At 69.9% G+C, this 15,129-nt stretch carries 16 protein-coding genes; 8 read left to right on the top strand and 8 right to left on the bottom strand.

Features of this window, described 5'->3' with window-relative positions:
- Positions 1-96: 96 nt before the first annotated feature.
- The 3 genes from dapF to miaA all read right to left on the bottom strand — a co-directional run bounded on the left by dapF (position 97) and on the right by miaA (position 2,596).
- Positions 97-990 carry a diaminopimelate epimerase gene (gene dapF / locus ACFU95_RS21830; protein WP_383830011.1) on the bottom strand — a complete coding sequence of 298 codons (894 nt, stop codon included), beginning with the start codon at positions 988-990 and terminating at the stop codon, positions 97-99.
- A gap of 46 nt (positions 991-1,036) precedes the next feature.
- A complete protein-coding gene (locus ACFU95_RS21835; RefSeq protein WP_383830112.1) occupies positions 1,037-1,549 on the bottom strand; it encodes a hypothetical protein in 513 nt (170 codons plus the stop codon).
- Positions 1,550-1,657: 108 nt separating this feature from the next.
- The gene (miaA, locus tag ACFU95_RS21840) at positions 1,658-2,596 is read right to left on the bottom strand and encodes a tRNA (adenosine(37)-N6)-dimethylallyltransferase MiaA (protein ID WP_383830014.1); all 939 of its coding nucleotides are present in this window, start codon (positions 2,594-2,596) and stop codon (positions 1,658-1,660) included.
- A gap of 182 nt (positions 2,597-2,778) precedes the next feature.
- On the opposite strand from miaA, the gene ACFU95_RS21845 reads away from it, so the two are divergent.
- Entirely contained in the window at positions 2,779-3,048 is a 270-nt protein-coding gene (locus ACFU95_RS21845) for a hypothetical protein (RefSeq protein WP_383830017.1), read from the top strand.
- 24 nt (positions 3,049-3,072) lie between these two features.
- Positions 3,073-3,342 (top strand): antitoxin, encoded by a 270-nt coding sequence (locus tag ACFU95_RS21850; protein ID WP_383830020.1) that lies wholly within the window; start codon positions 3,073-3,075, stop codon positions 3,340-3,342.
- Positions 3,343-3,439: 97 nt separating this feature from the next.
- Here the strand turns inward: ACFU95_RS21850 and ACFU95_RS21855 are convergent, their stop codons facing one another.
- The 3 genes from ACFU95_RS21855 to ACFU95_RS21865 form a co-directional block, all read right to left on the bottom strand.
- Entirely contained in the window at positions 3,440-4,171 is a 732-nt protein-coding gene (locus tag ACFU95_RS21855) for a class III extradiol dioxygenase subunit B-like domain-containing protein (RefSeq protein ID WP_383830023.1), read from the bottom strand.
- A gap of 63 nt (positions 4,172-4,234) precedes the next feature.
- Positions 4,235-5,749 (bottom strand): tRNA (N6-isopentenyl adenosine(37)-C2)-methylthiotransferase MiaB, encoded by a 1,515-nt coding sequence (miaB, locus tag ACFU95_RS21860; protein ID WP_383830026.1) that lies wholly within the window; start codon positions 5,747-5,749, stop codon positions 4,235-4,237.
- 59 nt (positions 5,750-5,808) lie between these two features.
- The gene (locus ACFU95_RS21865) at positions 5,809-6,213 is read right to left on the bottom strand and encodes a MazG nucleotide pyrophosphohydrolase domain-containing protein (RefSeq protein ID WP_383830029.1); all 405 of its coding nucleotides are present in this window, start codon (positions 6,211-6,213) and stop codon (positions 5,809-5,811) included.
- A 118-nt stretch (positions 6,214-6,331) separates the two neighbouring features.
- Between ACFU95_RS21865 and ACFU95_RS21870 the strand changes: the two genes are divergently transcribed.
- On the top strand, positions 6,332-7,327 hold the full coding sequence (locus ACFU95_RS21870; RefSeq protein ID WP_383830032.1) for a TAXI family TRAP transporter solute-binding subunit: 996 nt from the start codon (positions 6,332-6,334) through the stop codon (positions 7,325-7,327).
- 114 nt (positions 7,328-7,441) lie between these two features.
- Here ACFU95_RS21870 and ACFU95_RS21875 read toward each other — a convergent pair whose 3' ends face one another.
- Both ACFU95_RS21875 and ACFU95_RS21880 read right to left on the bottom strand, forming a co-directional pair.
- On the bottom strand, positions 7,442-8,833 hold the full coding sequence (locus ACFU95_RS21875; RefSeq protein WP_383830035.1) for a sensor histidine kinase: 1,392 nt from the start codon (positions 8,831-8,833) through the stop codon (positions 7,442-7,444).
- Between the two features lie 9 nt (positions 8,834-8,842).
- Positions 8,843-9,529, bottom strand: coding sequence for a response regulator transcription factor (locus ACFU95_RS21880; RefSeq protein WP_383830038.1), 687 nt, complete (start codon positions 9,527-9,529; stop codon positions 8,843-8,845).
- Between the two features lie 287 nt (positions 9,530-9,816).
- On the opposite strand from ACFU95_RS21880, the gene ACFU95_RS21885 reads away from it, so the two are divergent.
- The 5 genes from ACFU95_RS21885 to ACFU95_RS21905 all read left to right on the top strand — a co-directional run bounded on the left by ACFU95_RS21885 (position 9,817) and on the right by ACFU95_RS21905 (position 15,127).
- Entirely contained in the window at positions 9,817-10,593 is a 777-nt protein-coding gene (locus ACFU95_RS21885) for an amino acid ABC transporter ATP-binding protein (protein WP_383830041.1), read from the top strand.
- 132 nt (positions 10,594-10,725) lie between these two features.
- Entirely contained in the window at positions 10,726-11,568 is an 843-nt protein-coding gene (locus ACFU95_RS21890; RefSeq protein ID WP_383830044.1) for a glutamate ABC transporter substrate-binding protein, read from the top strand.
- Between the two features lie 96 nt (positions 11,569-11,664).
- Entirely contained in the window at positions 11,665-12,339 is a 675-nt protein-coding gene (locus ACFU95_RS21895; protein WP_383830047.1) for an amino acid ABC transporter permease, read from the top strand.
- Complete coding sequence (locus ACFU95_RS21900; protein ID WP_383830050.1) at positions 12,336-13,247, top strand: amino acid ABC transporter permease; 912 nt, start codon at positions 12,336-12,338, stop codon at positions 13,245-13,247. The genes ACFU95_RS21895 and ACFU95_RS21900 overlap by 4 nt, the downstream gene beginning before the upstream one ends.
- A gap of 203 nt (positions 13,248-13,450) precedes the next feature.
- Positions 13,451-15,127, top strand: a complete 1,677-nt coding sequence (locus ACFU95_RS21905) for an FAD-dependent monooxygenase (protein WP_383830053.1) — start codon at positions 13,451-13,453, stop codon at positions 15,125-15,127.
- Positions 15,128-15,129 lie beyond the last annotated feature (2 nt).

Here is a 15,129-nt window from a genome sequence, read left to right on the forward strand (position 1 = left end):
GGTCACTGTTCGCGATTTCGAACACCCCAGGGCTTCGTTCGCCTCGCCCTCAGGCAACAGCCCGCCCGAGGCTCTGACGCCAAGTCACGGAATCGTTCAGCGAACGAACGTTTCCAGCCACTCCGCATCGATCTCACCCTCGGCCACGATCACCGCGGGACCGGTCATCTCGATCTCGCCGTCGGGCCGCTCGGTGATCACCAGGGTGCCGCCCGGGACATCGACGGTGTACGTCGCGGGGGCGCCGGTGACCCCCGGGTCGGCCCCGTCCCGCCGCGCGGCGGCCACGGCGACGGCACACGCGCCCGTGCCGCACGACCGGGTCTCGCCGGCCCCGCGCTCGTGCACGCGCAGTGCCACGTGCCGGGGACCCCGGTCGACCACGAACTCGACGTTGACCCCGTCCGGGTAGGCCGAGGCCGGGCTGAAGGGCGGTGCGGAGTACAGGTCGCCGGCGTGCGCGAGGTCGTCCACGAAGGCGACCGCGTGCGGGTTGCCCATGTTCACGTTCCGCGCGGGCCAGCTGCGCTCGGCGACGCTGACCGTGACGTCCCCCTCGGGGAGCAGCGCCTTGCCCATGCCGACGGTGACGTCGCCCTCGGCGGAGCCGCCGTTGGCCGCGGTCTTGGCGATGTGCACGGTCTTCACGCCCCCGCGCGTGGCGACCGCGAGATCACCCTCGGCGGCGTGTCCCGCGCGCTGGAGGTAGCGCGCGAACACACGTACGCCGTTGCCGCACATCTCCGCGATGGAGCCGTCGCCGTTGCGGTAGTCCATGAACCACTCGGCCTCGGCCGCCATGCCCTTGGCCTCGGGGTGCGCCGCGGACCGCACCACGTGCAGCAGTCCGTCACCGCCGATGCCCGCGCGGCGGTCGCACAGGGCGGCGACGGCGGCCGGGGGCAGGTCGATGACGTTCTCGGGGTCCGGGACGATCACGAAGTCGTTCTCGGTGCCGTGACCCTTGAGGAAGGCGATCCGCGTGCTCATTCCTCGATCGTACGGTGCCCCTACGACAGACCCGCAAAGAGAGCCCTCAGCGCAGGCGGGCGACCCGCCACACGGCCAGGACGACAATCGCGGCGACGACCAGGGCGTAAGCCACCACGACCCGCCAGTCCGGTCTGCTGCCGGAGCCCCGCTGGGGCAGCCCGGGCCAGGTGTAGCCGACCCGGCGGGCGGCCATCATGCCCCAGCCGGCCGCGCAGGAGCAGATCAGCAGCCCCAGCATGGCGATCACGGCCCCGCTGTCGCCGAAGTCGAAGGCCAGCGGGAACGCGAACATCAGAGAACCGACCGCGGCCAGGGACACGATGGGGGCGAGCTGCCAGATGCGCAGCCGGCGCTGCGGACGCAGCTCGACCTCGACCTCCGGGCCGCTCGCGTACATCTCCTCGGGCTCGGGTCCGTCGTCGGTGACGCCACCCTCGGTCTCGTCGATCCCGTCCGGCCCGTCGGGGCTCAGACGGTCGCCGTCCCGCTCCGGTTCGCTCCGGTCAGCGGTGACGTTCTCGGTGCCTTGTGCGGTGTCGCGAGGGCCGGCCTCCATCGCCACGCGCCCTCCCAACTCGGACTCCACTTGGTCGATCGAAGCTCGATGATGGCATGGCACCGGAGGCCGGGATGACGGCCGGAGCGTCCCGATGCCATCACGTGATCAGGCTGTAACCGGTCGTTCGACCAACGCCAGTGCGAGATGCGGAAGTTCTGTGAGATCCGCCGCAGCCCCACTCAACCAGTGCACCCGCGGGTCGCGCCTGAACCATGAATCCTGCCGGCGCGCGAAGCGCTTGGTGGCGCGCACGGTCTCTGACCGCGCCTCTTCGAGGGTGCATTCCCCGGCGAGCGCCGCGAGCACCTGCTGGTAGCCGAGCGCGCGCGAGGCCGTACGCCCGTCGCGCAACCCTTGCGCCTCCAGCGCCCGGACCTCGTCCACGAGCCCGGCGTCCCACATCCGGTCGACCCGGCGCGCGATGCGCTCGTCCAGCTCCGGACGGGCCACGTCGACGCCGATCTGCACCGTGTCGTAGATCGAGTCATGGCCGGGGAGGTTGGCGGTGAAGGGCTTGCCGGTGATCTCGATCACCTCGAGAGCCCGGACGATACGGCGGCCGTTGCTGGGCAGGATCGCCTGAGCGGCCTCGGGGTCGGCGGCGGCCAGGCGGGCGTGCAGCGCCCCGGAGCCGCGCAGCGCGAGCTCCTCCTCCAGCCGGGCCCTGACCTCGGGGTCGGTGCCGGGGAACTCCAGGTTGTCGACGGCCCCACGGACGTACAGCCCCGAGCCGCCGACCAGGATCGGCCAGCGGCCCTCGGCGAGCAGCACGTCGATCCGCTCCCGCGCGAGCCGCTGGTACTCGGCCACGGACGCCGTGATCGTCACGTCCCAGATGTCCAGGAGGTGGTGCGGGACTCCCGCGCGCTCCTCGGGCGTCAGTTTGGCGGTGCCGATGTCCATCTGTCGGTAGAGCTGCATGGAGTCGGCGTTGACGACCTCGCCTCCGAGTTGCCGGGCCAGGAAGACGCCCAGATCGGACTTTCCGGCCGCGGTGGGTCCGACTACGGCGATGACACGGGGGGCGAGGGGTGCACTACTCACCGCCCCAGTCTCGCAAACCTCAAGGGGTGGACTCGAACGAGCTACGTGACGGCACGCGTGCCGGGTCGTTGCCTGTTGCGAGGTTTTCGCCGCCGGTTGCGCGGAGGCGGCGGCCCGGGGGCGCAAACGGACGCACCGGACGACGCGGGATTTCGCCCGCACGAGTAACGTATGGAGTGGATATGGGCGTTTTCGCACGAATTTTCCGGAGGTCGAAGACCACGGAGGAGGCGTCAACCGTCGAGGCCCAGGCCGACACACCAACGGCCGAACCCGCGGCGGAAGAGGCGGCGGAGACGAAGGGATCTGTTGAGACCAAAGCCGAGGACGCGGCCGAGTCGGCGGCGGCCGAGTCCGTCGAGGCCGACGGCGACGACGGCGTCGAGATCCCCAAGCAGCAGTCCGCCGACGAGGCGGCCGACAGCGAGGCCGGTGAGGGCGCCCGCACGTAACTGCCCCGCGCGGGAAGGTGAACGATGGGTCTGAAGGACAATTTGAAAGCCAAGCTCGTCCCGGCCAAGGACAAGGTCTCCGGCCTCGCGCAGCGGCACGAGGAAAAGATCCACCATGGCCTCGACAAGGCCGCGAAGGTGGTCGACGAGAGGACCAAGGGCAAGTACAGCCACAGGATCCACACGGGCACGGGCAAGGCCAAGGGCGCCATGGACCGACTCGCGCACAAGGGTGACGACACGGCGACCGGCAGCAGCACACCGCCGCCGGACGCACCCCCGCCGACCACCTGAACGGCACATCGACGGACGGCCGCGGAGCTTGACGGCTCCCGGCCGTCCGCCGTTTCGTCGCCGACCTTGACGTGCGGCTTGCGGCTTCCGGCGTGCTCTACGACCAGGTGGCGACCATGTAGCCCACCCCGTACGGCGCGTCCTCGTACAGCAAGGCGCCCGACAGACCCGCCTTCTCGGCGGCGCCCGCGAGGACCTGCCAAGAAGCCCGGCCCGAAGCCTTCAGCTCATGCGCGAGCCCGGTGTCCAGCGCCTTCAGGGCGGCCACGTCCGCGTTGCCCAGCGCACGCGCCACGGACGCGTCGAACGGCGCCGCCCGCTCGTCGAGGTACCCGGGAGCCTTGAGCGTGCGGCAGGCGCTGGCGTCGCCCATCACGAGCAGGGCCACCCGCTCGGCCCTGGCGGCGATGTCCCTTCCGATTTCGATACACCGCTCGACCCCAAGAGGTTCCCCCACACCTAGTCCCTCGATCGGGGCGTCCGACCAACCGGTCCGCTCCAGCAGCCACGCGGCTACGGCGAGCGAGGACGGAAGCCGGAGCTCCGGCGGCGCCGGGGCGGCGGCCGGGTCGCCCTCGGCCCGGCCCAGCCGTACGTCGATGTCCGCACCGAAGCCCCGGAACGAACCCCGGGTCCCCTGCGGATACGTCCACCGCCCGCTCTCCTCCGCCGGTCCGACGACGACGAGCCGGTCCGGTCGGGCGGCGGCGAGCAGGCCCAGCGCATCCGTACAGGCGGCCCGCGCGGCGTCCAGCTCGGGCGCGGCACCCGCCGCGACCTGGGGCACGAGGAGCGGCGGACAGGGGCAGACTGCGGCAGCGACAAGCATGATCGGCAGCCTACTGCGGGCGCCCCGAGGCGGCCCGGGACGGCCTCGCCGGATCGCGGCCGGTCAGTCGACGGCGCAGCCCCCGGTGACGGCCGGCAGCGGCTCCGGCACGCCCACCCTGGGCAGGCCGAGCAGGACTCCCGCGGGCTTGACCGCCTCGGCGGCGTTGCGCTTCTCCCAGGCGTCGCCCGCGCGCGTGCGGCGCACGTCGAGGGCGGGCCCCTCGGCGAGGAGGTGGTGCGGAGCGGCATACGTGATCTCGACGGTCACCACGTCGCCGGGGCGTACCTCCTGCTCCGGCTTGGTGAAGTGGACCAGGCGGTTGTCGGGGGCCCGGCCGGACAGGCGGTGGGTGGCGCCGTCCTTGCGGCCCTCGCCCTCGGCGACCATGAGCTCGAAGGTGCGGCCGACCTGCTTCTTGTTCTCCGCCCAGGAGATCTCCTCCTGGAGGGCGACGAGACGCTCGTAGCGCGCCTGGACGACCTTCTTGGGGATCTGGTCCTCCATGGTGGCCGCGGGGGTGCCGGGACGCTTGGAGTACTGGAAGGTGAAGGCCTGCGCGAAGCGGGCCTCGCGGACGACGTGCAGCGTCTGCTCGAAGTCCTCCTCGGTCTCGCCGGGGAAGCCCACGATGATGTCGGTGGTGATCGCGGCGTGCGGGATGGCGGCGCGGACCTTCTCGATGATCCCCAGGTAGCGCTCCTGACGGTAGGAGCGGCGCATCGCCTTCAGGACCGTGTCCGAGCCGGACTGGAGCGGCATGTGCAGCTGCGGCATCGCGTTCGGGGTCTCCGCCATTGCCGCGATCACGTCGTCCGTGAAGTCGCGCGGGTGCGGGGACGTGAAGCGGACTCGCTCCAGGCCCTCGATGTTCCCGCAGGCCCGCAGCAGCTTGCTGAACGCCTCGCGGTCGCCGATGTCGGAGCCGTACGCGTTGACGTTCTGGCCGAGCAGCGTGATCTCGCTGACGCCCTCGGCGACCAGGGCCTCGACCTCGGCGAGGATGTCGCCCGGGCGTCGGTCCTTCTCCTTGCCGCGCAGGGCCGGGACGATGCAGAAGGTGCAGGTGTTGTTGCAGCCGACGGAGATCGACACCCAGGCCGCGTAGGCGCTCTCGCGCCGGGTCGGCAGCGTCGACGGGAACGCCTCCAGCGACTCGGCGATCTCGACCTGTGCCTCCTCCTGCACGCGCGCGCGTTCCAGCAGGACGGGCAGCTTGCCGATGTTGTGCGTGCCGAAGACGACGTCCACCCAGGGCGCCCGCTTCACGATGGTGTCGCGGTCCTTCTGCGCGAGGCAGCCGCCGACCGCGATCTGCATCCCGGGACGCTTCGTCTTCATCGGCGCGAGGTGGCCGAGGTTGCCGTACAGCTTGTTGTCGGCGTTCTCACGGACCGCGCAGGTGTTGAAGACGACGACATCCGCGTCACCGTCCGAGCCCTCGGGAGCGCGTACGTAACCGGCGTCTTCGAGCAGCCCGGACAATCGCTCGGAATCGTGGACGTTCATCTGGCACCCGTAGGTGCGCACCTCGTATGTCTTCACGTCCACTGCCTGGCTCCGGTCACCGCTGCTCATGCGACAAGGGTATGCGGTCGTGACAGCCCGCCGCCCCGGTCCGGGAGCGGCCGCATCGCTCACGCCCCGTCGGGCGCCCACCCCTGCCGGCGCAGCACTCCGGACACGTCCGGCAGCTCGTAGTGCTCGCCCTTGAGGACCTTGCCGTCGGCTCGGCGGGCGACCCGGCCGTCGGGGCTCAGCTTGGTCATGTTGGAGCGGTGGATCTCGGTGAGTACGGCATCGAGGTCGATGCCGTGGACCAAGGCCGTGCCGTACGCGACGTAGACGACGTCCGCCAGCTCGTGCGCGAGCTTGTCGAGCGGGCCGGCGACGGCGACCTCGGCGACCTCCGCCGCCTCCTCTGCCAGCAGCTCTCCACGGTGGGCGGCGAGTTCCGGGGAGACCTCGGTCGGCGTGCTGCGGGCGTCGAGGCCGAACGCGAGGTGGAATTCACGGACCAGGCCGGCGGGAGAGGAGCTCATGCGCCGACTGTATCGGCCGGGTCCGACAGTCCTCCTCGACGGCGGTGACCGGCTCCGGCGGCCCCTCCTGTGACCCCTGCCCTGGTCAGCACCAGGTACGGCTGGCAGGATCGCGGCCATGTCCAAGGCAATCACCCGCATCAGCAGGCGCCGGGCCCTCCAGGGCGGGACCGCCGGGCTCGTGACCCTCGGGTTGCTGCTGTGGTGGCTGCTGCCCCTGGGTGAGGAGCCGCCCAGCGGGACCATCACGTTCAGTACGGGCACGCGTGCGGGGGTCTATCAGGAGTACGGCGAACTCCTGCGCGAGGAGCTCGCCAAGGACATGCCTCAGCTGAAGGTGCGACTGACGACGAGCGCCGGGTCACAGGAGAACGTCGAGCGCGTGGCGACCGGTGAGGCCGACTTCACGATCGCCGCCGCCGACGCGGTGGACACGTTCAGGATCGGCGGCAAGCCCGCCACCGACCGGCTGCGCGGCGTCGCCCGCCTGTACGACGACTATGTGCAGCTCGTCGTCCCGCCGGACTCGGACATCCACTCCGTCGCGGACCTGAAGGGCAAGCGGGTGGCCATAGGGCTGCCCAACTCCGGCGTGCGGCTGATCGCCACCCGCGTGCTGGAGGCCGCCGGTATCGACCCGGAGAAGGACATCACGCCCAGGTCGGACGGCATCGACACCGGGCCCAAGCGGCTGGGGCACGAGCTCGACGCGTTCTTCTGGTCGGGCGGGGTGCCGACGGGCGGGCTGGAGGACATCGCCAAGACCTCCGCGTTCCGGTTCGTGCCGATCGACGCGGCCCTCGTGGCCAAGGTGCACGCCCAAGGTGACGCGGCCCACTTCTACCGCGCGACCAACATGGCGGAGTCGGCGTACCCCAGCATCCAGGACGGCGACACGGTGCCGACGATCGCCGTGTCCAACCTGCTGATCACCCGCAAGGACATGGATCCCCGGCTCACCGAATGGCTGACCCGGACGGTGATCAAGAGTCGCGACGGCATCGGCGCCCACGTCCACTCCGCGCAACTCGTCGACCTGCGCACGGCGATCTACACGGATCCGCTGACCCTGCACGACGGCGCCAAGCGCTACTACCGCTCGGTCAAGCCGTAGGACGAGCCGGCCGCGAGGAGGGCCGGCCGTCAGGAGGGCCGGAGGTCAGGAGGGCCGGACGTAGGACAGGCCGCGGGAAAAGGGCGCAGCGCACGGCGGGCCCCCCGCCGACCGTTACGGCGTCGGCCCCGACCTGGGCACCGTCACCGTCACCAGCAAGCCGCGCGGCTCATGACGGCCGTACGCGATGGAGCCGCCGCCCGGTGCGAGCAGCGCCCGCGAGATCGACAGGCCCAGCCCGGAGCCCTTGATGTTCTGGTGCCGGCCGCTGCGCCAGAAGCGGTCGCCGATGCGGGCGAGTTCCTCGTCGGTGAGGCCGGGGCCGTTGTCGGCCACCTCGATCGTCGACGTCCTGCCGTTGGAGGTGACGGTCACCTCGACGCACTCGTCCTGCGGCGTGAACTTGACCGCGTTGTCGATCACCGCGTCCAGCGCGCTGGACAGTGCCACCGGGTCGACCCAGGCCGTGGTGGGCGGACAGGCCGCCACCAGCCGTACGCCCTTGGCCTCGGCGGTCGGCGCCCAGGCCGCGACGCGCTCGGCGGTCAGCGCGCCCACGTCGGTCAGCCGGAGGTCGGCCTCGGTGTGCTCGGCCAGTGCGAGGTCGAGCAGGTCGTCCAGGACCTGCGCCAGGCGCTTGCCCTCGGCCTGCACCGAGGCGATCTCCGCATTTCCCTCGGGGAGTTCGAAGGCGAGCAGCTCGATGCGCAGCAGCAGCGCCGCGAGCGGGTTGCGCAGCTGGTGGGAGGCGTCGGCGACGAAGGCGCGCTGCTGCTCCAGCACGTCCTCGACGTTGTCCGCCATCTCGTTGAACGACCGGGCCAGCCGTCTGAGTTCCGGCGGGCCGCTGGCCACCGCGACCCGCGACTTGAGGCGGCCGCTCGCGATCTCGTGCGTGGTGACGTCCAGCACCCGCACCGGCTTGAGCACCCAGCCGGTCAGCCTGAGTGCGGCCCCGACGGCCACCAGCATCGCAGCCGTCAGACCCGCGCCGACGATCAGCCAGCCGTGCAGGATCTTCGAGCGCATCTGCCCGGTGGGCGAGTCGGTGACGACGACCGCGACGACGTCACCGTCCCGGATGACCGGCGAGGCGATGACGAGGCGGTTGCGCTGCCAGGGCCACACCTGCTTGGGGTCGTGGCTGCGCCGGCTGAGCAGCGACTCCTTGAAGGCGTCCCGCGCTTCGCCGGTGGCGGGCAGGAGCCAGGTCGTGGGACCGCTGGCCAGAGGCGTGTCGTTGGGCAGGAAGACACCGGCCCGGATGCCGTAGACCTCGTAGTAGCTCTCGAGTTCCCGGCTGAGGATGCGCAGGTCGTCGCGGGATCCGGTCGCGGCGTCGGCGGCGGGCCGCGCGATGGCCGCGAAGTACGCCGTGTCGTCGATCCGGTCGACGACCACCTTCTGCTGCTGGGCCGAGGCCAGGCTGATGGCGAGCGGTACGCCGAGGGCGAGCAGCACAGCCGCCATCAGGACGATGAGCAGCGGGAGGAGACGAGTGCGCACCCGTACCCGCTACGCGGCCGGGGCGACGAGTCGGTAGCCGACGCCGCGTACGGTCTCGATCAGCGCCGGCATGCGCAGCTTGGCGCGCAGGGACGCCACATGCACCTCAAGAGTGCGCCCCGTCCCCTCCCAACTCGTGCGCCACACCTCGCTGATGATCTGCTCCCTGCGGAAGACCACTCCCGGTCGCTGGGCGAGCAGGGCGAGGAGATCGAACTCCTTACGGGTCAGTTGGACAACCGAACCGTCCACGCTGACCTGGCGGGTCGGCAGTTCGATGTGTACCGCGCCCAGACGCAGCACACCGTCGCTGCCCGACCCCGCGTCCTCCGGCACGTTGCGCCGGCTGACGGCGTGGATCCGGGCGAGCAGCTCTCCGGTGTCGTACGGCTTCACCACATAGTCGTCGGCCCCTAGGTTGAGGCCATGAATGCGGGAACGGACGTCAGAGCGCGCGGTGACCATGATCACCGGCGTGCTGGTGCGCTTGCGGATCTTGCCGCAGACCTCGTATCCGTCCTGGTCGGGGAGGCCGAGGTCGAGGAGGACGACACCGAAGCCGTTGCCCTCGGGGACGAGCGCCTGGAGGGCCTCCTCGCCGCTACGCGCGTGCGTGACGTCGAAACCGTGCCGCGCCAGGACCGCGGACAGCGCGGCGGCGACATGGTTGTCGTCCTCGACGAGGAGCAGTCTCACCCCGGCCTCCTTCGGTTCATCGGCCGTACGATTCAGGTAGGTACACAGTGCGTGCACACGCGCGCGTGCATCAAGGAAGTCACGCTGATGGACGAGGACGCCGTCAAGTGGGTTCCGGTTGCCGACGGCTTCCGTTATCCAGCCGGTACGCGCCCGGTCCCAAGTGCTACGACACGTGTCCGATTGCTATCGGATCGTGATGCTCAGATTCCCCTCAGAACTGATGACGCAGGTCGGATACGGTTATTACTGTCCTCCGAAACCGAGGAGGACGGAGCCTGAGAGCGATGACCGAAGTATCGGTGGCCAAGGAAGATGTGGCCGCGACCGGCGAGCTGGTCGTCCTGAAGAACGTGAACAAGCACTTCGGCGCGTTGCACGTGCTCCAGGACATCGATCTGACGATCGCCCGCGGCGAGGTCGTCGTGGTCATCGGACCCTCTGGGTCCGGGAAGTCCACCCTGTGCCGCACCATCAACCGCCTGGAGACGATCGACTCCGGCGCTATCACGATCGACGGCAAGCCCCTGCCCGCAGAGGGTAAGGCGCTGGCCAAGCTGCGTGCCGACGTCGGAATGGTCTTCCAGTCCTTCAACCTTTTCGCGCACAAGACCGTGCTCGAGAACGTGATGCTGGGCCAGATGAAGGTCCGCAAGACCGACAAGAAGAAGGCCGAGGAGAAGGCCCGCTCCCTGCTCGACCGGGTGGGCGTGGGCAGCCAGGCGGAGAAGTACCCCGCCCAGCTCTCCGGCGGCCAGCAGCAGCGTGTGGCCATCGCCCGTGCGCTGGCCATGGACCCCAAGGTCATGCTCTTCGACGAGCCCACGTCGGCGCTCGACCCGGAGATGATCAACGAGGTCCTGGAGGTCATGCAGCAGCTCGCCCGCGACGGCATGACCATGATCGTCGTCACCCACGAGATGGGCTTCGCTCGTTCGGCCGCCAACCGGGTGGTGTTCATGGCGGACGGCAAGATCGTCGAAGAAGCTGTGCCGGACCAGTTCTTCAGCAATCCGCGCAGCGACCGCGCGAAGGACTTCCTGTCCAAGATCCTGCACCACTGACGGGGCGCGATCCCGCACCACTGACGGGGTACGGGGTCGCACCTCCGACGGACTGCTTCACGCACCCGACGACCTGCGTCACCCGCCGTTCCTGACGGCACGCATCTCTTCTTCACACAAAGGATGTTCACCATGAAGCTCCGCAAGGTCTCCGCCGCGGCCGCCGCTGCAATCGTCCTCTCCGTCACCGCCACCGCTTGTGGTGGTGACGGCGGCAGCGACAGCAACTCCGGCTCCGGTGGCGGCGACAAGATCAAGATCGGCATCAAGTACGACCAGCCGGGCCTCGGTCTCAAGGAGCCCGACGGTTCCTTCTCCGGCTTCGACGTGGACGTGGCGACGTACGTGGCCAAGGAGCTCGGCTACGACGCGAACCAGATCGAGTTCGTCGAGACGAAGACCCCGGACCGCGAGAACGCCCTGAAGCGCGGCGACGTCAAGTTCATCGCGGCCACGTACTCGATCAACGACGAGCGCAAGAAGTCCGTCGACTTCGCCGGCCCGTACCTGCTGGCCCACCAGGACCTGCTGGTCAAGTCGGACTCCGACATCACCGAGGCCACCGACCTCAACGGCAAGAACCTGTGTTCGGTGACCGGCTCCACCTCGGCGCAGAACGTCAAGAACGACTTCGCGCCGAAGGCCAACCTTCAGGAGCGGAGCGGCTACTCGGAGTGCATCTCCTCGCTGCAGAGCGGCGCCGTGGACGCCCTGACGACGGACGACTCGATCCTCGCCGGCTTCGCGTCGCAGGAGCAGTACAAGGGTCAGTTCAAGCTCGCCGGCCTCAAGCTGAGCAACGAGAACTACGGCATCGGTGTGCAGAAGGGTGACACCGAGACCCTGAACAAGATCAACGCCGCCCTCGAGAAGATGGTCAGCTCGAAGGCCTGGGACAAGGCGGTCCAGGACAACTTCGGTCCGGCCGAGTACAAGAACGAGCCCGCGCCGAAGATCGGCGTCATCGTCAAGTAGCGCAAGGATCCACCGGCGCGCCGCCGTCCACCGCGATCAGGGCGGCGGCGCGCCGCGCTATCCACATACGCCACCCACCCGGAAGCGCGGGAGATCGTGTTCGACTTTCTTTCTGACTATCACAACCCAACCCTGTTGGGTGCCTTCTGGATGACGGTGAAGCTCACCGTCGTCTCGGGCCTCGGTTCCCTGATCTGGGGCACCCTCTTGGCCGCGATGCGAGTCAGCCCGGTCCCGCTCATGCGTGGGTTCGGCACCGCCTATGTGAACATCGTCCGGAACATCCCCCTGACGGTCATCATCATCTTCACCTCGCTCGGCCTCGCCGATGTCTTCGGCGTCACGATGGGCGCCTCCGACTTCCAGGTCCGGGGCTTCCGACTGGCGATCCTCGGTCTCGTCGCCTACACCGCGGCCTTCGTCTGTGAGGCGATTCGTTCCGGCATCAACACCGTGCCGATGGGCCAGGCCGAGGCGGCCCGCGCCATCGGGCTGACCTTCAGTCAGACCCTTCGGCTCATCATCCTGCCCCAGGCTTTCCGCGCGGTCATCGGCCCGCTGGCCAACGTGTTGATCGCCCTGACCAAGAACACCACGGTGGCGGCCGCGATCGGCGTGGCCGAAGCCGCCTACCTGATGAAGCAAATGATCGAGAACGAGGCTCAGGTGCTGCTCATCGGCGCCGTCTTCGCCTTCGGTTTCGTGGTACTGACCCTGCCCACCGGCCTCTTCCTCGGCTGGCTGAGCAAGCGACTGGCGGTGAAGCGATGAGCTCCGTTCTCTACGACGCTCCAGGCCCCCGCGCCAAGCGGCGCAATGTGCTCATCTCGGTGATCTTCTTCGCCCTGCTTGGCCTCCTCGTGTGGTTCGCCTGGGACGCCATGGACGAGAAGAAGCAGCTCGAGTGGGCCCTGTGGAAGCCGTTCACCCAGTCCGAGGCCTGGACGACCTACCTACTGCCGGGTCTGGCCGACACACTGACGGCCGCGGCACTGGCCATGGTGATCGCCCTGCCGCTGGGCGCGATCTTCGGTATCTCACGACTCTCCGACCACCGCTGGGTGCGCGGGCCGGCCGCCTCGGTGATCGAGTTCTTCCGGGCGATCCCGGTCCTGCTTCTGATGCTGTTCGCCAACGAGGCCTACGAACGCTGGGCGGACGTCACCACTGAACAGCGGCAGCTCTACGCGGTCGTCACCGGCCTGGTGCTCTACAACGCGTCCGTCCTCGCCGAGGTCGTCCGGGCCGGCATCCTCGCCCTGCCCAAGGGGCAGTCGGAAGCTGCCATGGCGATCGGCCTGCGCAAGAACCAGACGATGCGGACCATCCTGCTTCCGCAGGCCGTCACGGCCATGCTGCCGGCCATCGTCAGCCAGCTCGTGGTCATCGTGAAGGACACCGCCCTGGGCGGCGTCATGATCGGGTTCACCGAGCTGCTCAACTCGCGCGCCACGCTGGCAGCCTTCTACGGCAACCCCATCGCCAGCTTCGTGGTGGTGGCGCTCATCTACATCGTGCTCAACTTCATCCTCACCAGCTTCGCGAGCTGGCTGGAGAAGCGGCTGCGGCGCAGCAAGAAGAGCACGGGCGCGGTGCTCAGCGCCGAGGACATGGAGGAGCTGAACCCGGCGGCGACGGGCGGCACCTACGGGGCCGGCGCGGGCGGCGCCTCCATGTGATGAGCGGCCCGAGGGCTGCCATCTGATGAGCAGTCAAGTGGTATGAACGATACGGAGGGCAGTGGCATGATCGCCACTGCCCTCCGTCACTTGACGCAAGCACCGGCAATGGGTTGCATACGTTCTGTGATCGTGCACCCTGCTCCAACTTTCTGTTCACTCGCGTCCCTCGGGACACCGCTGCGGGCAGGGGGCGCCGCGCCGTGGACCCGGTGATCATCGTCGGAGCGGGGCCCGTCGGGCTCACGCTCGCCCTGGCGCTGGCCCGTCAGGAGGTGCCGTCCGTCGTTCTGGACGAGGGGCCCGGCAAGGACGAACCCCGCCTCGCGCGCACCGTCGTCCTGCGCGAGGACACCACCGCCCTCGTGGAACGCCTGACGGGTGCGCCGCTCGCCGAGGCCGGCACCCACTGGGCCGGATGGCGGGCGATTCGGCGCAAGCAGGTGATGCGCGAGGTCACGTTCGACGATGGCGCAAAGGACGCGGAGGGGCGCGAAGGCGTCGCGAACCCCGCCCCCCTGCACATCGCCCAGCACGCACTGACCGGCGCCCTGCGCGCGGCCCTCGCCGACGAACGACTCGTGAAGGTCGCCGTGGACAGCCGCCTGGACGCCATCGAGCAGGAGGCCTCCGGCGTCACCGCGCACACCCGCGGCCCCAAGGGCACCTGGTGGCGCGGCAGTTACGTGGTCGGCTGCGACGGCCCCCGTTCCACCGTGCGCAAACTCCAGGACATCCGCTTTCCGGGCCGTACGGCGGTGGAGCGACACGCCGTGGCCGCGCTGCGCACGGAACTTCCGTGGGACGGCCAGGCGTTGCTTCATCGGATGCCGCCGTGGCGGACGTCCGGACCTTCGGGCGGGGAGGTCACCGGACGGCCGCTTCCGGACGGCGTGTGGCGCCTGGACTGGCTGCTGCCGCCGGGCAAGGACCTGGTCACGCCCGAGCTGCTGGTGGCCCGCATCCGGGAGACACTCGCCGGCTGGACCGGCGGAGAGACACCGACGTACGAACTCCTCGACACCGGAGTGCACACGGTCCACCACCGCCTGGCTCGCCGCTGGCGCGTGGGCCGCGTCTTTCTCGCCGGGGACGCGGCGCACTGCCTCGGCACGCTCGGTACGCACGGGCTCGACGAGGGGCTGCGGGACGCGCACAACCTCTCCTGGAAGCTGGCGGCCGCCTGGCACCACGGGTCGCACGAGGCGCTGCTCGACAGTTATCAGGTGGAGCGGCGCGCGGCCGTCGCCGCCCGGCTGCGCGCCGCCGACCAGGCGCTGCCGCTGCTGCGCGGCGGCGGAGGGCTGCGCGCCTACGTCCCCGGCTCCGCACGGGGGCATGACGCGCTGTTGATGGATGGCCATCTGGGGCAGGGAGCGATCGGTGCGCCGGGGACGTACGCCGACTCACCGCTCGCGCCCGGGCACCTGGAGGGCGAGGTTCCGGTGGACACGCCGCGCGGTGCGCCGATCATGGACGTGCGTGTCACGGCGGAGGACGGCTCCTTCGTACGGCTGCGGGACCGGCTCGGGCGTGGCGCGCTGCTGGTCCTGCTGATCGCTCCGGGCACGGGCGTGTGGGAGCGCAAGCACTGGGCGACCGCGGGGATCATGCCGCGGCTGGCGGCCGCGGTGACGGCGCTGCCGTATCCGGCCGAACTGCTGGTCGCGGAGAGCTACCCCGGGGCGTCCGCGCATTCGGTCCTGTTGGTGCGGCCCGACGGTCACCTGGTGACGGCGTTGAGCGGGGTGCGGCCGACCGATCTGTACGCGGCGGCCGTGGCGGCGCTGGGTGGACCGGCCCAGTCGGCCCAGTCGACGCGGTCCGACAAGGCTGCCGAGGCAACCGAGGAGGCGGGGGCTCCGGCAGGGTCGCGCTGATG

The sequence above is a fragment of the Streptomyces sp. NPDC057623 genome (assembly GCF_042800355.1).
Lineage (GTDB): Bacteria > Actinomycetota > Actinomycetes > Streptomycetales > Streptomycetaceae > Streptomyces.